Below are 21,235 nucleotides of genomic sequence, written 5' to 3'. Positions count from 1 at the left end.
TTAACAGTTGAATTATAAGGGAAATATCTAATTATTTACCAAATGAAATATTTTAAAAAATTAATTTTCATTTATTTTTTAAAATATTTCATTTTTTTTTGTATGATTTTAAAATAAGTTTTACATTTGCAACTGAAAATAATAACAAAGCATGCAGCATGTCTAATAACCGATTTTATTTTAGCAATACTTATTTCTTCTTTAACGGGAAGTAGGGTTGTGCTATGGTTATTTGAAAGATTAAAAAAAAACAAATAAAAATAATATACAATCCTGATGAAAATCAGGATTTTTTTTTGAGTTTATGGAGGCAAAAATTGCAATACAAGGGATAAAAGGTTCTTTCCATCATCAGGTGGTGAAGGAGTATTATAGTCAAAATGTTGGTATAGACGAATGTTTGTCTTTTGAGGAATTGGTGGATAGTTTACTTTCGGGTAAATCAACTCAGGCGGTGATGGCAATTGAGAATTCTATTGCAGGGCCAATTATTCCGAATTATGCTTTGATAGACAAGAATAATTTGCATATTATTGGTGAACATTATTTGAATATTCATCAAAATTTGATGGCTTTGCCAGGTCAGAAGATAGAAGATATTCTAGAAGTATATTCACACCCGATGGCATTGTTGCAGTGTATGGAGTTTTTGAAAACCTATCCACACATAAAAATTGTTGAGGATAAAGATACCGCTGAAACAGCTCGCAGAATTCAAGCCAAACAATTGACTGGAATTGCAGCGATAGGAAGTAGAGTAGCTTCGGAAATGTATGGTTTGGAGATTTTAGCTCCAGAGATTCAAACGATAAAAAATAACATGACACGTTTTGTTATTATCAATAAAGAGAATTTGTTTGTGCCTCAAAATGAAATCAATCGTGCTTCGATTAAATTTGAGTTGGATCACAAAAGAGGAAGTTTGGCAGCAGTACTGAATGTAATGAGTGATTGTAAGATCAATTTGACCAAAATTCAATCTTTGCCAAAAATAGAAACACCGTGGAAATATTCGTTTTTTGTGGATGTGACGTTTGAAAATTATGCTGATTTTGCCAAAGCGAAGTCATTGATTGCAATCATGGCAGAATATTTCAAGATTTTGGGAGAATATAAGAATACGAAGCCATTATAAGTCCTTAGACTGAAAGTATAAATGAAATCAACTCTGAAAAGAGTAATATGTAATAATATGATTACACTAGCCAATAGGTTAAATACAGTTGAAGAATATTACTTCTCCTCAAAATTGAGAGAGGTAAGGCAATTAGCTGCTGAAGGGAATCCAATTATCAATATGGGAATTGGAAGTCCTGATTTAAGTCCGTCGCAAGACGTGATTGATGCGGTGATTGAAGGGATGAAGGATGAAAATGCGCATCAGTACCAAAGTTATCAAGGGTTACCAGAGTTACGTTCAAGTATCGCTGATTTTTACCAAAATAATTATGGCGTGGTCTTGAATCCGATGACCGAGATTTTGCCTTTGATGGGGTCTAAGGAAGGAATTATGCATATTTCGCTAGCGTTTTTGAACGAAGGAGATCATGTATTGATTCCGAATCCAGGATATCCAACTTATACGTCGGTGACGAATTTGGTAGGTGCGGTTCCAGTGTATTACGATTTGAAAGAAGCGACTAATTGGGAGCCTGATTTTGAAGCTTTGGAACAATTGGATTTATCGAAAGTAAAAATAATGTGGATTGGGTATCCTCACATGCCTACGGGTGCAAGAGGAAGCGTAGCGTTATTTGAAAAATTGATTGCTTTTGCTAAAAAACACAACATATTATTGGTTAATGATAATCCGTATAGTTTTGTTTTGAATGATAAACCAATGAGTTTGCTGCAAGTAGAAGGTGCGAAAGAAGTAGCGATGGAATTGAATTCCTTGAGTAAAACTTTCAATATGGCAGGATGGCGAGTAGGAATGGTATTAGGAAATGCAGCTTGCATTGACGCTGTTTTGAAAGTGAAAAGTAATATGGATAGCGGAATGTTTTTTGGAATTCAGAAAGGGGCAATTGCAGCCTTGAATAGTAACAAGAGTTGGTTTGATTCCATGAACGCTATTTATGCCAAAAGAAGAGTATTGACAGAACAATTGGCCGAAAAGCTAAATTGTAAAGTGTATAAAGAAGGCGTTGGATTGTTTGTTTGGGCAAAATTGCCAGAAGGAATCAGCTCTTCGGAAGCGTTTATCGATCAGATTTTGCATGAAAAATATATTTTTATCACACCAGGAACTATTTTTGGTAGTAATGGAGAAGGATATATTCGATTTGCATTGTGTGTGAAAGAAGAGAAAATACGAGAAGCGATAGAAAGGTTTTAGATTTTAGATTGTTGATTAACGATTAACGATTTTAGATTTATTGGTTTGGGTGAAAATATTGAACTTATTTGAAAGTAAATTGGTTAATAAACGAAATGCCCTAGCCCTGATAGAAGCGGCATCCTTTTTCTAGCTTTTTTTGCTAGAAAAAGATATAGCGGATAGCAGGATTAGCTACAAATAAAAAGAATAATGAAAGTATATGTAGTTGGAATAGGATTGATTGGTGGTTCGATGGTTTTGGACATCAAAGGATTGTACCCAGAGGCGACGGTTTATGGCGTGGATACGAATGAAGCTCACGTTGCCGAAGCGTTGAAATTGGGGGTAATTGACCAAGCTGCAAAATTGGAAGAGGTTGCTGATGCTGATTTTGTGATTGTATCTGTTCCTGTAGATGTAGCAATGGTGGTTTTACCGCAAGTATTGGATTTTGCAGGTGACGAAACGATTGTTTTTGATGTAGGTTCGACCAAGAATCCGATTTGTAAAGCAGTTGCAGATCATCCTAAGAGACGTAATTTTATTGCAGCTCACCCAATTGCGGGTACAGAGTTTTCGGGGCCATCGGCAGCTATTAAAGGTTTGTTTGAGGGCAAGACAAATATTATTTGTGAGGTTGAGAAAACAACGTTTAAGTTACAAGAGAAAGCGTTGGATTTGTTTAGAGCAATTGGAATGCGCATTCGGTATATGGAGCCAAAGTCACATGATAAACACATAGCTTATGTTTCGCATTTGTCGCATATTAGTTCGTTTATGCTCGGAAAAACGGTCATGGAGAAAGAAAAACACGAGCAAGATATTTTTGATATGGCGGGTTCTGGTTTTGAAAGCACAGTAAGATTGGCAAAAAGTTCGCCAGCAATGTGGACGCCAATTTTTAAACAGAATAAAGATCAGGTAATTGAAACCTTGGAAGAGTATATTTCGAATTTGACGCAGTTTAAAGAGTTGTTGGAAAAGGAAGATTACGATGGGATTTATGACGAAATGCAAAGTGTGAATAAAATAAAAACAATCCTTAACGGATTGAAGAAATAGGTTAAAGAAAAAAGAAGCAAGAGAAAAGAATAAAGATAATAGAGTATAGAAACCAGATAATTAATTAAAAAAGATAAAAACTAGTAAAGATGGAGAATAGTAAAGAAATGAGAAATTGGTTAGAAGCATTCAAATTGGATCATCCGTTTGTAATCGCTGGACCATGTAGTGCGGAGACTGAAGAGCAAGTATTGAAAATTGCTCATGAATTGAAAGATTCTGATGTAAGTGTTTTTAGAGCAGGTATCTGGAAACCAAGAACTCGTCCAGGAGGATTTGAAGGTGTTGGTGAAATTGGATTGAAATGGTTACAAAAAGCTAAAGCTGAAACAGGATTGTTGATGGGAACTGAGGTTGCTACAGCTGCACACTGTAAATTGGCTTTGGAGCATGATATTGATGTTTTATGGGTTGGTGCTCGTACAACTGCAAACCCTTTTGCAGTTCAAGAAATTGCTGACACTTTGAAAGGTACTGATAAAATCGTTTTGATCAAAAACCCAGTAAATCCAGATATGGCTTTATGGTTAGGTGGTGTAGAGCGTTTGTATATGGCAGGTATCAAAAACCTAGGAGTTATCCATAGAGGTTTTTCTACTTACCAAAAAACAAAATACAGAAACATTCCAGAATGGCAGATTGCTATCGAATTGCAAAATAAATTCCCTGATTTACCATTAATCATTGACCCATCTCATATCACTGGAAACCGTGAAATGATTCTTGAAGTTACTCAAGAAGCTTTGGACTTGAACTATGATGGTATGATCATTGAAACGCATATCGATCCAGATAACGCTTGGTCTGATGCTGCACAACAAGTTACTCCTACTGTTTTGAAACAAATCTTCAAAGATTTGAAAGTGAGAAAAGTGAGTGGTGATAGTAATTTTGAAAACAAAATGACAAAATTGAGAGCTAATATTGATATATTAGATCAAAACCTTTTGGAGTTGATTGGAAAACGTATGGTTGTGGCTCAAGAAATTGGTCAAGTAAAAAAAGATAATAACGTAGCTGTTTTGCAAAATACTCGTTGGAATGAAATCCAAGAGAAAGTAATTGCAGCAGGTGCTAAAAATGGTTTGTCAGATGAATTCACTGTGAAATTGTTCAAAGCAATTCACCAAGAAAGTATCGAACACCAAGAAAAAGTAATCAACGGATAGTTGACTCATTATTAAGGGTTAGGGATTTCGTTATTCTAAATCTCGATAATACTAATAAGGTCCCAAGGCGTTTTGCTTTGGGGCTTTTTTTATTTCATCAATTAGTTAAAAATTTTAAACATTTATCCCGACAGTTCGGGATAAACCATAAACAATATTTTATCTTTGTACCATGACAGGAATCGTTTATAAATCAACAGGGAGCTGGTACAATGTGAAATCGGACCAAGGCCAGTTTGTAGAATGTAGAATAAAGGGAAAGTTTAGGATGAAGGGAATTAAAAGTACCAATCCTATAGCTGTGGGCGACCATGTGGACTTTGAGATAGAAGAAAACAACGCGCAGGTTACTGGAGTGATACACCATATTCACGATAGGAAGAACTACATTGTGCGTAAATCGGTTAACTTATCCCACCAGATGCATATTATTGCATCCAATATTGACCGTGTTTTTTTATTGATTACCATAAATAATCCTCCTACGACTTTTAATTTTATAGATCGTTTTCTAGTCACTGCCGAAGCTTATGGAATCGAAACTATTTTAGTTTTTAATAAGATTGATACTTTTGACGAGGCTACACTTGATGAACAATTGTATATGCAACATGTATATCAGGAAATTGGATACAAATGCTTGAGAGTTTCGTCTACCGAAATGAAAGGTGTCGAAGTCCTACAAGAAATGATGATTGGCAAAGTGAGTATGTTTTCAGGACATTCAGGTGTGGGGAAATCAACTTTGGTGAATGCTATGGAACCTTCCTTACATTTGAAAACCAAAACGATATCAGACGCTAGTAAACAAGGGCAACATACAACCACATTTGCAGAGATGTATGATTTGTCATTTGGCGCCAGTATTATTGACACACCAGGAATCAAAGGATTTGGAATGGTTGATATGGAGCCAGCTGAAATTGGCGGTTATTTCCCTGAATTTTTTAAATTAAAAGACCAATGTAAGTTTAATAATTGTTTGCACAAAGACGAGCCAAAATGTGCTGTAAAAGACGCATTGGAGAAGGATGAAATCGCGTGGTCAAGGTACAATAGTTATCTTAAGATTTTAGAAGGGGATGAAGAGCAATATCGTACTGATATTTATGATGAAGAGCGTCAAAATAGTGATAAAGGAAGAGCGTAATGAAGGTTGTTCTGCAAAGAGTTTCATCAGCCTCCGTTACCGTTAATACTAAAGTAATAGCCTCTATCGAAAAAGGCTTATTAGTTTTAATCGGAATTGAAGATGCCGATACCCAAGAAGACATTGATTGGTTAGTGAATAAAATTGCCAAAATCCGTATTTTTGAGGACGGAAATGAAGTCATGAATTGCTCCATTCAAGACGTTGGTGGCGAAATGATTGTTGTGAGTCAGTTCACTTTGCATGCAGCCACCAAAAAAGGAAACCGTCCTTCGTACATTAAAGCTTCAAAACCCGAGATTGCTATTCCATTATACGAGAATTTTGTTCGAAAAATGGAAATAGAATTAGGGAAAAAAATCCAAACGGGTGTTTTTGGTGCTGATATGAAAGTGGCATTGGTTAATGATGGACCGGTTACTATAGTTATTGATTCAAAAAATAGAGAATAAAATGGACTTAAAAAACGCACAATTAGATGTTGATACTTGGATAAAAGAACACGGTGTTCGTTACTTTAACGAATTGACCAATATGGCACAACTTACCGAAGAAGTTGGTGAAGTAGCCCGCATCATAGCCCGTCGTTACGGGGAACAATCAGAAAAAGAAAGTGATAAAAACAAAGACTTAGGCGAAGAATTGGCCGATGTAGTATTTGTAGTTTTATGTTTAGCCAATCAAACAGGAATTGATTTACAATCTGCATTTGATAAAAAAATGGATTTAAAATCCATCCGAGACAAAGACCGTCACAAGAACAATGACAAACTAAAATAAGTTAGTAGTTGTGAATTATAAATTATGAATTTTAACAAAGGAATAGTAAATTGCGCCTAAATTTTGAGTTCATAATTACGCATTCATAACTCATTATTCATAACTCATATTTACAAAAATGAATTTACTGTTACAAACTACACATTCCAATTTACAGGCAACTATCGCTGTAACGGGGTCAAAAAGTGAAACCAATCGTCTGTTATTGTTGAAAGCTTTGTTTCCAAATATTACATTATCCAATACTTCAAACTCTGATGATAGCGAAGTAATGGAAAAAGCCTTAAAAGGAAACGATGAAATTGTTGATATCCACCATGCAGGAACCGCAATGCGATTTTTGACTGCTTTTTTTGCTGTAAACGAAGGTCGTGAAGTAGTTTTGACGGGTTCTCAGCGTATGCAAGAAAGACCAATCAAGGTTTTGGTCGATGCTTTGAAACAATTGGGAGCAGTAATTACTTATGAAAAAGAAGAAGGTTATCCACCTATTCGAATCAAAGGACAAAAAATTACCGCTTCAAAGGTAGATATTCCTGCCAATGTAAGCAGCCAGTATATTTCTGCTTTGTCATTAGTGGCTTCAAAATTGGAGAACGGAATAGAATTGAACCTAGTGGGCGAGATTACTTCTGTGCCTTATATCAAAATGACTTTGGCTTTGCTAAATGATCTAGATATAAAAACAAGTTTTGAAGGAAATACTATTAGAGTATATCCAGTTACCGAAGTAGCTTCCAAAGAAATGGTTGTAGAATCAGATTGGAGTTCGGCTTCTTACTTCTTTAGTTTAGTAGCTTTGGCAGAAACAGCTTCGATTACAATTTCTAGTTATAAAGAAAATAGTTTACAAGGAGATTCGGCTTTGGTCGAAATTTATAAGCAAATGGGCGTGAAATCTCATTTTGAAAACAATGCGTTAATCTTGACTAAAGTACCTAACTTTAAACTTGAGACTTTAAACTTGGACCTTAACAATACACCAGATATTGCACAAACAATTGTAGTAACCTGTTTAGGTTTAGGAATAGGCTGCCATTTAACAGGACTTCACACTTTAAAAATTAAAGAAACAGACCGTTTAGAAGCGTTGCGAATTGAGTTGACAAAATTAGGTGCCAATATTTCAGTGACCAACGAAACTTTGACATTGGTTGCTTCTTCAGAAATCAATCATAATGTAAAAATAGCGACTTATAATGACCACCGTATGGCAATGGCTTTTGCGCCTTTAGCCTTGAAAGTACCTATTATTATCGAAAATGCCGAAGTAGTTTCTAAATCTTACCCTGATTTTTGGGAAGATATGAAAAAATTAGGATTCAACGAGACCGAAGTTTAAAGTAATAAGTGTTGGTTTTGTTACGATTTATAGACGGTTACTTTTGATTAACTGTCTTTTAACAAAAATAAACACCAAAACACTTGACAACGCCTATCTCACGATTGTATATTTGCACACGATTATAATACTAAGGATCAAAACTTGTAAATTATAATTCATAACTCATAACTTTTTAAAATGAAATTATCACATTTCCAATTTGATTTACCTAAAGAACTTCTAGCTGAATTCCCGTCAGAAAATAGAGACGAAGCTCGTTTAATGGTTATTGATCGTAAAAAGCAAACCATAGAACACAAGATGTTCAAAGATGTTATCGATTATTTTGATGATGGTGATGTAATGATCCTAAATAATACCAAAGTTTTTCCTGCTCGTTTATACGGGAATAAAGAAAAAACAGGTGCAAGAATTGAAGTATTCTTACTTCGTGAATTAAATGCAGAACAACGCCTTTGGGATGTTTTGGTTGATCCAGCACGTAAAATCCGTATTGGTAATAAATTATATTTTGGTGATGATGATTCATTAGTTGCTGAAGTTATTGACAACACCACTTCTCGTGGTAGAACCTTACGTTTCCTTTACGATGGTTCTTACGAAGAATTCAGAAATAAATTGACAGAACTTGGAGAGACTCCAATTCCTAAATACATTAGCAGAGACGTAACTCCAGAAGATGCGGAACGTTACCAAACGATTTATGCAAAAGAGGAAGGTTCCGTTGCGGCTCCAACTGCAGGTTTACACTTTTCTAAGCATTTATTAAAGAAATTAGAAATCAAAGGGGTGAATTTTGCCGAAGTGACATTACACGTTGGTTTAGGTACTTTTAATCCAGTTGAGGTAGAAGATTTATCAAAACACAAAATGGATTCTGAGGAATTAAAAATTACTCAAGAAGCTTGTGATATTGTAAATAATGCTAAAGTTAAAAAGAAACGTATTTGCGCAGTAGGGACTACTTCAATGCGCGCTATTGAAAGTTCAGTTTCCTCTCAAGCGACATTAAATCCCTTTGAAGGTTGGACGAACAAGTTTGTTTTTCCTCCACACGAATTTAGTTTGGCAACTTGTATGATTACAAATTTCCATACTCCAAAATCAACATTATTAATGATGGTTTCAGCATTCTGCGGACACGATTTAATGCGTTTAGCGTATGATGAAGCAATCAAAGAAGGATATAAATTTTACTCTTATGGAGATGCGATGTTAATCATCTAGTCTAAAACATAAAGGTTAATTCACTAAATCTCGTCAGCAATGGCGAGATTTTTTTATGGGCGTTATACGGGCTGTACATTTCAAGTTTATGGTGTTTAACAAGAAATACTCGCAGTCCGGGAGCTTCCGTTGGTCGCTTCCTCCTTGCGGTATTACTAAGTTATGACACCATAAAGCTTTCCATTTTCATCCCTAACGCAGAACGGAGTCCATAACGTGATAAAGGAAAGAATGTTAAAAATTATTTTAAATGGAATTATATTAGGATTAGTCATGAGCTGCGGTTGTTTTTCCTTATATTTAGGTAAAAAAGGAACCCTCATGATTTTTGAAAACACAAAAGACTTTGCAAGACAGTTAGACGATCAGGATGTTCTTCAAAAATATAAAGGCGAATTTATTTTTCCGAAAGTTAATGGCAAAAATGTAATTTATTTTACGGGGAATTCTTTAGGATTACAGCCCAAGCGTACAAAGTCGTATGTTGATGAAATCATGAATGATTGGGCTGAATTAGGTGTCGAAGGTCATTTTTTTGCACAAAAACCATGGTGGGATTATCAAGAACGTTTTGCTGAACCTTTAAGTAAAATTGTAGGCAGTTTACCATCCGAAGTTACAGTGATGAATACACTAACGGTCAACCTTCATTTATTAATGGTTTCTTTTTACCGTCCCACTAAAACGCGTTTTAAAATCATTTGTGAGGAAAAAGCCTTCCCGTCAGATCAATACATGTTTCAAAGTCAAGTTCGTTTTCATGGGTATAATCCAGAAGATGCTATAGTTGAGATAAAACGACGTGATGGTGAACATAACATTCGAACCGAAGATGTAATTGCTAAAATTAATGAAGTAGGAGAGGAAGTAGCCTTAGTACTTATCGGAGGGGTTAACTATTACACAGGTCAAGTTTTTGATATCAGATCTATCACTGCTGCTGGACACCAAGTAGGTGCTAAAGTAGGCTGGGATTTGGCACATGCTGCTGGGAACGTTAAATTAGAACTTCATGATTGGGAGGTAGATTTTGCCGCTTGGTGTAGTTATAAATATATGAATTCAGGACCTGGAAATGCCGCAGGTTGTTTTGTACATGAAAAACATCATTCCAATAAAGATTTGCCACGTTTTGCTGGGTGGTGGGGACACAATAAAGAAAAACGTTTTAAAATGGAATCTGAATTTGATCCTGTTGAAGGAGTTGATGGTTGGCAAATAAGTAATCTTCCAGTACTTTCATTAGCACCTTATTTAGCATCAGTAGAGATGTTTGATGAAGTAGGGATGCAAGTTCTTATTGAAAAAAGAAAGAGGTTAACTGCATACTTGGAATTTATACTCACAGAAATAGACAATGAGGTTACAAGTAGTTTTGAAATTATTACTCCATCAAATTCATCGGAAAGAGGTTGTCAACTTTCTGTTTTGGTGCACGGCGAAGGAAAAAATTTGTTTGGATACCTTATGAAACAAGGAGTGATTATAGACTGGCGTGAACCGAATGTAATCCGTCTTGCGCCCGTTCCGTTTTATACTTCTTATGAAGATGTTTTTAATTTTGGTCAGATATTAAAGAAGGGAATGTTGAAATAGTTTTTTATTCTTCAATGTAAATTATATAATTTATTCGTAATATTATATAACAATTAAGATAGACTAATATCGTTACTTTGTACATTAACTTTAAAATAAGTAATCATGAAGATCATATATGTATTTGCAATGTCGTTAGTGTTTTTATCTTGTAAGCAACAAACGAATAGTATGGGAGAGACTAGCGCTGAAGAGGTGTCCCAACAAACGGTGGATTCCATGAAAGTAGTTATGGAAAAACAAAGAGTAATTGATTCTATGAAAATTGAAATGGCAAATCAAAAGCCTGAAAGAGAAGTTATTGTTACTCATTCAACAACAACTTCCTCGCCTACACAAACTACCACTCAAAAAAAAGGTTGGAGTTCTACAGCTAAAGGAGCAGTGATTGGTGCGGGTGTTGGAGCTGCTACGGGTGCGATTATTAGTAAGAAAAAAGGGGAAGGTGCTATTATTGGTGGATTAGCAGGAGCTGGTATAGGAGCTGGTACTGGAGCTATAATCGACGGAAGTAAAAAATAAAAGATTATATTTCTAATCTGTTTTTTTAATATTTTATATATAAAGGCGTAAGTGTTGCAATTTGTAATTGTCAATATCTTACGCTTTCTTTTAGGTTTAAAAATTAAATTAGTAATTTTGGATAACTTTTACAAAAAATTAATGCAAACTCCTAAAAAAATAGCCATTGTAGGTTCAGGATTAGTCGGTTCACTATTGGCTATATATTTAAGAAAAGCAGGTCATTCTGTGCATATCTATGATAGGAGCCCTGATATTAGGCAAATAGAGTTCTCGGGACGATCCATTAATCTTGCGATGTCTAATCGCGGTTGGAAAGCATTGGATGCAGTAGGTATTGGGGATGCTGTTAGAGAAATAGCCTTGCCAATGGATAAAAGGGCAATTCACCTGGTAGGAAAACTTAATTTTCAAAATTACGGACAAGAGGGAGAAGCTATTTACTCTATTTCAAGAGGGATTTTAAATAGAAAGATGATTGACCTTGCTGAAGAGGCAGGTGCTGAGTTTTTCTTTGAACAAAAAATTTGGGATGTAACTTTGAAAGAAGCCACTTTGCATGTTGGAGAAACAGAAAGAGGACTTTGGGACGAGTTGCAATACGATATGGTTTTTGGAGCTGATGGTGCTTTTTCAAGAATTCGTCATCGCATGCAACGTCAGAGTATGTTTAATTATTCACAGGAGTTTTTAAATTTAGGATATAAAGAGTTAAATATACCTGCAAACGTTGATGGCTCTCATAAATTAGATAGTAAATCATTTCATATTTGGCCTCGAGGAGATTATATGTTAATCGCTTTACCTAATTTGGATGGTAGTTTTACCTGCACATTGTTTATGCCTTTTGAAGGTGAGAATTCTTTTGATCTTTTAAAAAGTAAAGAAGATGTTGAGGTATTTTTTACAGCTAATTTTCCAGATTCTATAGATGTAATACCTAAGCTAGCAGAGGATTTTTTTAAAAACCCAACTAGTACATTGGTGACAATGAAATGTTTCCCTTGGACTTATGAAGATAAAGTAGCCTTGATAGGTGATGCTTGTCATGCAATTGTGCCTTTTTATGGACAAGGTATGAATGCTGGTTTTGAAGATATTTCTGTTTTGTTTGAAATTATGGAGGAATATGGGGATAACTGGGGGAAAATATTTTCAGAATATCAAAATGTTAGAAAGCCAGATGCTGATGCAATAGCTGAACTGTCCTATCGTAATTTTATAGAGATGGGGACAAAAACAGCAGATGAAAAATTTCTTTTACAAAAAAAAATCGAAAAAAAATTCTCAGATAAATATCCTGATAAATGGGTTCCACTGTATAGTAGGGTTACTTTTAGCGATAGGCCTTATTCAGAGGCATTAGCAATTGGAGATAAACAAGACGAAATAATGAAACAAATCTTAAGTATAAAAGATATCGAGAATTGCTGGGATAGTGAATTAATAGAATCTAAGATATTAGATTTGTTGGAATAAACGGTATCAATTAAAAGTAGTATAAAACCCAATCTCATTATTTATGAAAGATTGGGTTTTCTTTGTTTTTAAATAAATTTATTTTTTTAAAACTTTAGAAAGGATACCGAAAAACCCCCTGATAAAAGTGGCGCTTGTTAATACTTTTAAAACGGATTTTCCAACTGCCTCAGTTGTACTAGATTTTCTAGAGGTTTCCTTTTTCTGACTGTCAACTTCGGCCTTTCTTTGAGTAATTATACTCTCTTCTTTTTCGATGGCTGTGATTTTTTTATTCAGCATTTCATAAGCACTTTCTCTATCAATAAGTTCGCTGTATTTTTTCACCAATTTAGATTTATTGTTAATTTCTTGGATCTCAGTTTCTGTCAAAACATCCATTCTACTCATAGGTGCTCGTAGCATGGTTGCGACTAGTGGGGTTGGAATTCCTTTTTCATTAAGAGCCGTAACAAGGGCTTCTCCGATTCCAAGGCTTGTCAAAACTTCGCTTGTATTGTAATATTCAGAGCTAGGGTAGTTGTCTGCGGTTTGTTTGATTGATTTCCTGTCGTTTGCTGTAAAAGCTCGCAAAGCATGTTGTATTTTTAATCCGAGTTGCGCGAGTATACCACTTGGAACATCCATCGGATTTTGAGTGATAAAGTAAACGCCAATTCCTTTTGAGCGAATTAGTTTTACAATTGTTTCTATTTGCTCTAATAATGCTTTGCTTGCTTCTTTAAAAATAAGATGCGCTTCATCAATAAAGATGATCAATTCAGGACGTCCTGTGTCGCCTTGCTCTGGCATTTGTTGATATATCTCAGCCATTAAGCTTAACATGAATGTTGAGAATAATTTGGGTTTATCTTGAATGTCTGTTAATCGGATGATATTAATGTAACCTTTTCCATTCTCATCAATTCTCATTAAATCATCTATGTCAAAAGACATTTCTCCAAAAAAGCGATCGGCACCTTGCTGTTCGAGTTCGATGATTTTTCTTAATATGGTTCCGGTAGTTGAGGTGGAAATTTTGCCATACAATTTGCTGATTTCATCTTTTCCTTCTTCGGTGATGTAGTTGATGACTTTTTTAATATCCTTTAAATCAAGTAGAGGCATTTTATTGTCATCACAATATTTAAAAATTATTGAGATTACTCCTGATTGGGTATCGTTTAAGTCTAATATTCTAGAAAATAATACGGGCCCAAATTCGGAGATAGTAGCACGAAGTCTAACGCCGTTTTGTTCAGAAAGAGTGAGTAACTCAACTGGAAATTTTGAGATGGTATAAGGTAGGTTAATTTTAGCATGTCTCTCAGTAATGAAGCTTTTCTCCTCACCTTCTTTTGCTATACCACTAAAATCGCCTTTGATGTCCATCATTAGGACTGGAATTCCTGCTTCAGATAATTGTTCGGAGAGTACTTGGATTGTTTTTGTTTTACCAGTCCCCGTTGCCCCTGCAATTAAGCCATGTCGATTTAAAGTTTTTAAAGGAATTTTAACGTGTGTGTCTGCTATAGGCTCATTGTCGAGGATCGCTCCTCCTATGATAATGCTGTCTCCTTTGCAAAAATATCCTTCATTAATGTGATTTGAGAAACTCTCTTTTTTATTCATAACTTTAATTTAATGTTGTTTTAACCTTGGCTTTATGGTTCCTAAAAATAGTTAATTTTAGTGTTTACTGCAATTTTTCCTCTTTTTTATTGATAATAATAAAAATTTAGGGTTAAAAAATAAGGCAAGTATTTTTTATGGAATATTCTAAAAAATCAATAAATATGCGTGGTATGTCTTGTTTTTTTATCATGAATATGAGAATAATGGCAAAAATAAGGAAAAAAAAAATAAATACTTTTTTTTTTAGGGTTGAAAAAATAGATTTAAAGAAAAAAAAATTTTTTTATTAGAACGAAACATATAAATTTGCTTCACGACAAGTTAATTACAACTAAAATAAATTATTTAAAACATTAAAATTTAAAAAAAATGGCAAACGTTAAAGTTAAAAAGGAAAGCTCTTCAAAAGGTGGAGGAATGGTTTCAGGAATTATCATTGTAGCATGTGTGTTTGTTGGATGGTTAATTTGGAACTTTATTATGGGTAATGGAGCGAATTTTGAAGGTGGAGTTAATACTGGTCATCCAATTCCAGGTAATTACTTGGCAATGGTTTATAAAGGAGGTCCAATTGTACCAGTTTTGATGGGGCTATTGTTAATGACAATTGTTTTCTCTTTTGAAAGATATTTTGTTATCTCTAAAGCTGCTGGAAAAGGAAATTTAGATAAATTTATGGATGCTGTTCAAGTAAGTATCAAATCTGGAAATATTGATGATGCTATCGCTAGCTGTGACAAACAACAAGGTTCAGTAGCAAATGCTATTAAATCTGCGTTAGTTAAATATCAAGATGTGAAAAAAGAAGGATTCAACAGTGAAGAAGCTGCTGAAACCATTCACAAAGAAATCGAAGAGGCTACCTCTCTTGAAATGCCAATGTTGGAGAAAAATATGACTATCATCTCTTCATTAGTATCTTTAGGAACATTAGCTGGTTTATTAGGAACAGTAACAGGGATGATTAAAGCGTTTGGAGCTTTGGCTTCTGCTGGTACTCCTGACCAAGCCGCTCTTGCAAATGGTATTTCTGAAGCACTTATTAATACTGCAACAGGTATCTCTACTTCTGTTTTAGCAATTATCTCTTATAATTTCTTTACTTCTAAAATTGATGATTTAACTTACTCTATTGATGAGGCAGGTACTACAATTGTAAATACCTACAGACACTTTAGAGGAAGCTTAAAACAATAATAATTTTTGATGTAGTAATACATTAAACAAACTAAAAGAAATTATGGCTAAAAAAATGTCAAAAAAATCAACATCAATCGACATGACTGCCATGTGTGATGTTGCATTCCTTTTGCTTACATTCTTTATTTTGACTGCCACTGCTAAAGTTCCTGAGGCTTTGCCTGTTGATACTCCAGCTTCGACTGTTCAAACAAAATTACCTGACACTGACTTGGCTACTTTGACAATTGGTGGGAATAAAAAAGTATTTTTTGATTTGAAAGGTAGAGAAGTTCGCGTGAGAACTTTAGAGCTAATGGGAGAAAAGTATGAAGTGGAGTTTTCTGAAGATGAAAAAGCTAAATTTGCTTTAATGGATGGTTTTGGAGTTCCAATACTAAACTTGAAACAAATTATTAACATGACATCATCTGAGAGAGGTAAAGCAGGTCAACCTGGTATTCCTATGGATTCTTTGAATAATCAATTGAAAGAATGGGTTTATAATGCTCGTATAGCGAATAATGAATTTAATAATGCTATTGGTAGTAAACAAGAATTACAAATCGCAATTAAAGGTGATGCTAAAGAGCAGTATCCAATTATCAGAAAAGTAATGGATATGCTACAAGATCAAAAAATCAATAGCTTTAGTTTAGTTACTGGTTTAAGAGGTAAAGATTTTTAATTAAAAAAACACACTAAAATGGCTGAATTAAATACCGGCGACGGTGGAGGCGGTAAAGGTGGTAAGGTAAGAAGTAAAAAACAAAACTCAAAAGTAGATTTAACTGCTATGGTAGATTTGGCTTTCTTGCTAATCACATTCTTTATGTTGACTACCACGTTGTCAAAACCTCAATCGATGAGTTTGGGGTTGCCAGATAAAGATCCAAAAGACGATAATGTCGATATGAAAGTTGATGAAAATCGTACTATGACCGTAATGATGGGAGCTGATGATAAATTGGTTTTTTATATGGGATTATTGAATAATCCTATTGCAGGACCTACGGATATAGCTTATGGAAAAGATGGAATTCGTAAAGAATTACTAAAAAGAAAGAAAGAAGTCCTAGCGTATTCAACTGCAAAGGGAAAGCCTGATCAAGGGATGATTGTAATTATTAAACCTAGTAAAAAATCTAATTACAAAAATGTAATTGATATTTTAGATGAAATGGCTATTTCTAGCGTTCCTACCTATACAATCGTTAATGATTTTTCGCCTGAGGAAACAAAATTGTTAGAAGGAAAACAAGAGTAATCTTGTTCTCTTAATAACCTAATAATTAAGAAAAATGAAATTAGATATATTAAAAAACAATTGGTTGGAAATTGTTTTCGAAGGACGAAATAAAAGTTACGGGGCTTATGTTTTAAGAAAAGAAAATGGTAAAACCACAGTAAGATCTCTTATTATTGGTTCTATATTGTTTGCTTTAGCTGTAAGCACGCCGCTTATCTTGAGTATGTTGCCTGAGAAATCAAACGACGATATAGCATTAGATACAAAGATCGTTGCTATTAAATTACCTCCTAAACCTAAGAAGGAAGAGGTGAAAAAGTTCGTTCCACCACCACCACCGCCACCACCGCAAGTGGATCAAGTGAAGTTTGTTAAGCCAGTTGTGGCAAAAGCTGAAGAGGTGACTGAAGAGCCACCTAAGATTGTGGAAATTAAGGAGAAGAAAATTGGAAACCAAACAATAAAAGGAGATCCAGATGCTGTCTTAAGTGTTGCTCCTGTCGGAACTGGACCTAAAGTTAGTCAAGTGGTTGAAGAGGATAATCAAATTTATAACACTGCAGGTATTGAGGTTAAACCTGAATTTCCGGGTGGTATGGAAAAGTTTTATTCTTATGTAGGTAAAAACTACAGAGCACCTGAAGAAGAAGGGCTTAAAGGGAAGGTCTATGTTACTTTTGTAGTGGAAAAAGATGGTTCGTTAACTGATATCAAAGTATTGAGAGATATTGGTTTTGGAACAGGAAAAGAAGCAATTAGAGTTTTGACTAAATGCCCAAGATGGAATCCTGGAGTTCAAAATGGTAAACCAGTAAGGGTACTTTACTCCTTACCAATTACTATTCAAACAGCGGAGTGATGTTGGATAAAATTCATAGAAATTTTCAGAAGAAATCGCTCAAAGAGCGATTTCTTCTTTTTATAGGTGTTTTGTTTTTTATGCTCTATTTTATTTTGGGATTATTTATTATATTTATGAAGAATTTCCCAATTGATATGAGTATGAATTATAGAATAGCTTTTGGAGTGTTATTGATTGTTTATGCTTTTATTCGATTCGTTCGGATTATTAATGACAATAAAGAGTAAAGTTAGCGGTATTGATGTTATTGAATAAATAAATTTTAGATATATGAAATTAACATTAAGTTTTTCAGTTGTATTTGTTATTCTGTTTTCTAGTTTGTTTTTTTGCTGTAAAAATTTCTCCGGAGATAATGAAACAATTTTGAAAGGTGAAGTAACGGTTATTGTAGACGAAACATTAAAACCAATCATAGAAGATCAAATTGCAGTATTTGAAGGTGAATACAATGCCAGAATTGTGTTAGACTCTAAATCTGAAAAAGAAGCTTCCTTAGCATTTGTTAAAGATACTTCTCGAATTATCGTTTTATCTAGAAAATTAAACGATTCAGAAATAAAGTATTTCGAGAGTATAAAAATTACTCCAAAAACAACAAAAATTGGTACAGATGCGATTGCATTTATTTCCAATAAAAAAAACAAGGATACCTTGATTGCATTACAGGATGTAGTTGATTTTATGAAAGGGGTGTCTAATAATAGGATTAAAGGATTGGTTTTTGATAATCCAAATTCTAGTACGGTTCGTTATATGAATGAATTGGCAGGTTTAGAGTCTAGTCCTGAGAAAGGAATTTATTCCGTTAAACGAAATGAAGATGTTCTGAAATTTGTTTCAGAAAATGATGGTATCATTGGCGTTGTTGGTCTTAATTGGTTGTATCAACCTACTGAAGAGATTAAAGATTATCTAAAAAAAATTAATGTGTTAAGCGTAAAAGGGATTGGTAAAGAAGGTTTTTTTGCGCCTACTCAAAATAATATTGCAGAGGGGACCTATCCTTTGGCACGTGATTTGTTTATAATCAATTGTCAAGGTTACTCTGGCCTAGGTATGGGATTCGCATCCTTTGTGGCTGGAGATATTGGTCAAAGGATTATTTTGAAATCAGGATTGCTTCCAATTCGTATTCCTGGTAGAAAACTTTTGATTTTAGATTAATCAAAAAAAAAGAGATGAAAATGAATAAATTAATAAATGTTAAAATGAAAAAAATAAAAATTTTAAGTTTAGCCTTTTTGGCTTCTGTTTCAATAGTTCAAGGTCAAGATATAAGTCAGGCTAAAAAAGCTATTGATGCAGAACAATTTGAGAATGCTAAAGTAACATTAAAGTCAATAGTGAAATCCGATCAGTCTGAAGGTGAAGCTTTTTTTCTTTTGGGTAATGTATATCTTTTTCAAAGTATTGCTGATTCAGCTAAGATTGCTTATGATAAAGGATTGAATGCTAAGAAAGAGGCTCACTTGAATTATATTGGACTTGGACAATTAAGTCTTGATAAAGGTGATTTAGCTGGTGCAAATGCAAAATTTGAATTAGCAAAAAAGGAAATGGGTAGAAGGGATTTTCAAGAATATGTTTACATAGCTCGTGCTTATATGAACTCTACTAATCCTAATTATAAAAATGCAATTGCAACGCTTGATCTAGCTAAAGAAAGAAATGGTGAAGAACCTCAAGTACTTTTAGCTTTGGGAGATGCTTTTTATGGCGACAAAAATCAGAATGATGCTTATCGTTGCTACAGAAATGCTTTCCAGGCCGATGGTTCTTTGATTAGAGCTAAAATGCAATTAGGTGTTTTGCTTAAAGGAGCTAAAGCCTATACCGAAGCTGTAGGAGCTTATGATGATGTTATTGCGGCAAGTCCGAGTTACGGACCTGTTTACCGTGAGTTAGCAGAGACGTATTATTTATGGGGAAATAATCAACCATCTAAATATGATGAATATATTAAAAAAGCTTTGTCTTACTATGAGAAATATATGAGTATGACTGATTATTCATTAGCTTCACGTATGCGTCATGCTGATTTCCTGATTTTAGCTAAAGATTACAAAGCTTTGGAAATTGAAGCTAACAAAATGAAGCAATTAGACAAAGTGAATCCAAGAATATTAAGATATTTGGGTTATTCTGCTTATGAAAATGGTAACATTGAGGGAGCTATTAAATCTTTGAATTCTTACATTAATACTCCTGATAATAAGATTATTGCAATGGATTATATGTATTTAGGTTTGGCCAAAATGAAGATAGCTACAAAAGCTGATAATTCATTAGATTTAGCAATATTTAATGAGGCAGTTGAGTTTATCAAGAAAGCTGTAGATATGGAACCAAGTCTTACAACTGAGATTGGTGATATTGGGAAAAAGTTATATGAGCAAAAAATGTTTAAAGAAGCATCTGCTGTTTTTGAAATTGCTACATCAAACAAAGAATCTAAAAATTACTTATTAGATAATTTTTACCTTGGTAACTCTATTTATTTTGATAATACAAAAAGTGGAGCTGTAAAAGATACTATCGCATTAAAGAAAGCTGATATCGCTTTTGGTAATGTTATTGAAGCTTCTCCTGCTACTCAAGATGTATATGTGTATCGTGCAAGAACGCAATCTTTGTTGGGGAATGATGAATTAATGATTAAATACTACCAACAATATGTTGATTTGGTTACTCAAAAAGGACCTGAAGAGCTAGCAAAATCAACTGTAGTAAGTAAGTTAATTGAATCTTTCAATACAATGGCAGCAGGTTATGCTAATACGGATAAAGTAAAAGCAGTAGAGTTTTTCAATAAAACTTTGGCTATTGACCCAACAAATGCATATGCTATTCAATCAATAAAATCATTAAAATAAAGAGTTAGTGCTCTAGTGTTTTTAAACCGGCAACAATTGTTGCCGGTTTTTTTATGAGTTTTTATTTCAATCGATGCGAAATGGGAGTTCTTTCTTTTTTATAACTATCTTTGCATCTCAAATTTTTAGAATGTTATCAAAAGAAATACAATTAGAAGTTAATAAAGGAGCAATGCTTCCTTTGATGGAAGAGTTTTACACCATTCAAGGGGAAGGTTATCATACAGGTACTGCTGCTTATTTTATTAGAATTGGTGGTTGTGATGTAGGATGCCACTGGTGTGATGTTAAAGAAAGTTGGAATGCGGAACTTCATCCTCCTACCGCTGTTGATATTATTGTTGAAAATGCTAGTAAATATTCTGAAACAGTTGTGGTTACTGGTGGCGAACCATTGACTTGGGATATGGGTGTGTTAACTGAAAAATTAAAAGCCAATAACAGAAAAACGCATATTGAAACTTCGGGAGCTTACCCTTTATCGGGAACATGGGATTGGATTTGTCTTTCGCCTAAAAAAAACAAATTACCAACTGAAACCGTTTACGCCGCTGCTCATGAGTTAAAAGTGATTATTTATAATAAACATGATTTCATTTTTGCAGAAGAACAAGCTCAATTAGTAAATGATAACGCTATTTTGTTTCTTCAGCCGGAATGGAGTAAAAAAGAAGAAATGACCCCTCTTATTGTAGACTATGTGATGAAAAACCCTAAGTGGCGAGTGTCATTGCAAACACATAAATATTTAAATATTCCCTAAAAAAAACGCCAAACTATAATTTTAGTTTGGCATTTTTTATTA

Annotated in this window: 20 protein-coding genes; 19 read left to right on the top strand and 1 reads right to left on the bottom strand. The window is 34.1% G+C overall.

Translation table 11 applies throughout. The annotated features are described in order from the left end of the window. Positions 1 to 304 precede the first annotated feature (304 nt). From ABZP37_RS01620 to ABZP37_RS01565, 12 genes are all read left to right on the top strand, one after another. Entirely contained in the window at positions 305 to 1,135 is an 831-nt protein-coding gene (locus ABZP37_RS01620; protein ID WP_366185060.1) for a prephenate dehydratase, read from the top strand. Between the two features lie 57 nt (positions 1,136 to 1,192). Further along, positions 1,193 to 2,338, top strand: coding sequence for an aminotransferase class I/II-fold pyridoxal phosphate-dependent enzyme (locus ABZP37_RS01615; protein WP_366185058.1), 1,146 nt, complete (start codon positions 1,193 to 1,195; stop codon positions 2,336 to 2,338). 192 nt (positions 2,339 to 2,530) lie between these two features. Next, positions 2,531 to 3,382 carry a prephenate dehydrogenase gene (locus ABZP37_RS01610; RefSeq protein WP_366185056.1) on the top strand — a complete coding sequence of 284 codons (852 nt, stop codon included), beginning with the start codon at positions 2,531 to 2,533 and terminating at the stop codon, positions 3,380 to 3,382. 89 nt (positions 3,383 to 3,471) lie between these two features. Next, on the top strand, positions 3,472 to 4,551 hold the full coding sequence (locus tag ABZP37_RS01605; RefSeq protein ID WP_366185054.1) for a bifunctional 3-deoxy-7-phosphoheptulonate synthase/chorismate mutase type II: 1,080 nt from the start codon (positions 3,472 to 3,474) through the stop codon (positions 4,549 to 4,551). 172 nt (positions 4,552 to 4,723) lie between these two features. Beyond that, positions 4,724 to 5,701 carry a ribosome small subunit-dependent GTPase A gene (gene rsgA, locus ABZP37_RS01600; RefSeq protein WP_366185052.1) on the top strand — a complete coding sequence of 326 codons (978 nt, stop codon included), beginning with the start codon at positions 4,724 to 4,726 and terminating at the stop codon, positions 5,699 to 5,701. Beyond that, on the top strand, positions 5,701 to 6,153 hold the full coding sequence (gene dtd, locus ABZP37_RS01595) for a D-aminoacyl-tRNA deacylase (RefSeq protein ID WP_366185051.1): 453 nt from the start codon (positions 5,701 to 5,703) through the stop codon (positions 6,151 to 6,153). Before rsgA ends, dtd begins: the two co-directional genes overlap by 1 nt. Position 6,154: 1 nt before the next feature. Next, complete coding sequence (locus ABZP37_RS01590) at positions 6,155 to 6,481, top strand: nucleotide pyrophosphohydrolase (protein ID WP_366185049.1); 327 nt, start codon at positions 6,155 to 6,157, stop codon at positions 6,479 to 6,481. A gap of 118 nt (positions 6,482 to 6,599) precedes the next feature. Then, positions 6,600 to 7,823 carry a 3-phosphoshikimate 1-carboxyvinyltransferase gene (gene aroA, locus ABZP37_RS01585; RefSeq protein WP_366185047.1) on the top strand — a complete coding sequence of 408 codons (1,224 nt, stop codon included), beginning with the start codon at positions 6,600 to 6,602 and terminating at the stop codon, positions 7,821 to 7,823. Positions 7,824 to 8,003: 180 nt separating this feature from the next. Then, positions 8,004 to 9,053: a tRNA preQ1(34) S-adenosylmethionine ribosyltransferase-isomerase QueA gene (gene queA, locus ABZP37_RS01580; protein WP_366185045.1), complete on the top strand. Its 1,050-nt coding sequence runs from the start codon at positions 8,004 to 8,006 to the stop codon at positions 9,051 to 9,053. 321 nt (positions 9,054 to 9,374) lie between these two features. Beyond that, a complete protein-coding gene (gene kynU, locus ABZP37_RS01575) occupies positions 9,375 to 10,649 on the top strand; it encodes a kynureninase (RefSeq protein ID WP_366185043.1) in 1,275 nt (424 codons plus the stop codon). A 105-nt stretch (positions 10,650 to 10,754) separates the two neighbouring features. Continuing rightward, positions 10,755 to 11,171: a glycine zipper family protein gene (locus ABZP37_RS01570; RefSeq protein ID WP_366185041.1), complete on the top strand. Its 417-nt coding sequence runs from the start codon at positions 10,755 to 10,757 to the stop codon at positions 11,169 to 11,171. A gap of 141 nt (positions 11,172 to 11,312) precedes the next feature. Then, positions 11,313 to 12,650, top strand: a complete 1,338-nt coding sequence (locus tag ABZP37_RS01565; protein WP_366187455.1) for an NAD(P)/FAD-dependent oxidoreductase — start codon at positions 11,313 to 11,315, stop codon at positions 12,648 to 12,650. Between the two features lie 78 nt (positions 12,651 to 12,728). Here ABZP37_RS01565 and ABZP37_RS01560 read toward each other — a convergent pair whose 3' ends face one another. Continuing rightward, positions 12,729 to 14,261 (bottom strand): helicase HerA-like domain-containing protein, encoded by a 1,533-nt coding sequence (locus tag ABZP37_RS01560; protein ID WP_366185039.1) that lies wholly within the window; start codon positions 14,259 to 14,261, stop codon positions 12,729 to 12,731. Between the two features lie 372 nt (positions 14,262 to 14,633). On the opposite strand from ABZP37_RS01560, the gene ABZP37_RS01555 reads away from it, so the two are divergent. The 7 genes from ABZP37_RS01555 to ABZP37_RS01525 all read left to right on the top strand — a co-directional run bounded on the left by ABZP37_RS01555 (position 14,634) and on the right by ABZP37_RS01525 (position 21,193). After that, positions 14,634 to 15,461: a MotA/TolQ/ExbB proton channel family protein gene (locus tag ABZP37_RS01555; RefSeq protein WP_366185038.1), complete on the top strand. Its 828-nt coding sequence runs from the start codon at positions 14,634 to 14,636 to the stop codon at positions 15,459 to 15,461. Between the two features lie 43 nt (positions 15,462 to 15,504). After that, the gene (locus ABZP37_RS01550) at positions 15,505 to 16,131 is read left to right on the top strand and encodes a biopolymer transporter ExbD (protein WP_366185036.1); all 627 of its coding nucleotides are present in this window, start codon (positions 15,505 to 15,507) and stop codon (positions 16,129 to 16,131) included. A gap of 18 nt (positions 16,132 to 16,149) precedes the next feature. After that, positions 16,150 to 16,710, top strand: a complete 561-nt coding sequence (locus ABZP37_RS01545) for a biopolymer transporter ExbD (RefSeq protein ID WP_366185035.1) — start codon at positions 16,150 to 16,152, stop codon at positions 16,708 to 16,710. 34 nt (positions 16,711 to 16,744) lie between these two features. After that, the gene (locus ABZP37_RS01540; protein WP_366185033.1) at positions 16,745 to 17,551 is read left to right on the top strand and encodes an energy transducer TonB; all 807 of its coding nucleotides are present in this window, start codon (positions 16,745 to 16,747) and stop codon (positions 17,549 to 17,551) included. Between the two features lie 273 nt (positions 17,552 to 17,824). Next, the gene (locus tag ABZP37_RS01535) at positions 17,825 to 18,721 is read left to right on the top strand and encodes a substrate-binding domain-containing protein (protein ID WP_366185032.1); all 897 of its coding nucleotides are present in this window, start codon (positions 17,825 to 17,827) and stop codon (positions 18,719 to 18,721) included. A gap of 44 nt (positions 18,722 to 18,765) precedes the next feature. Next, positions 18,766 to 20,430, top strand: a complete 1,665-nt coding sequence (locus tag ABZP37_RS01530) for a hypothetical protein (RefSeq protein WP_366185030.1) — start codon at positions 18,766 to 18,768, stop codon at positions 20,428 to 20,430. Positions 20,431 to 20,560: 130 nt separating this feature from the next. After that, positions 20,561 to 21,193, top strand: coding sequence for a 7-carboxy-7-deazaguanine synthase QueE (locus tag ABZP37_RS01525; protein ID WP_366185029.1), 633 nt, complete (start codon positions 20,561 to 20,563; stop codon positions 21,191 to 21,193). Positions 21,194 to 21,235: the final 42 nt, after the last annotated feature.

The organism is Flavobacterium ovatum (assembly GCF_040703125.1).
Lineage (GTDB): Bacteria > Bacteroidota > Bacteroidia > Flavobacteriales > Flavobacteriaceae > Flavobacterium > Flavobacterium ovatum.
This window is presented reverse-complemented; position numbering and strand designations above follow the sequence as displayed.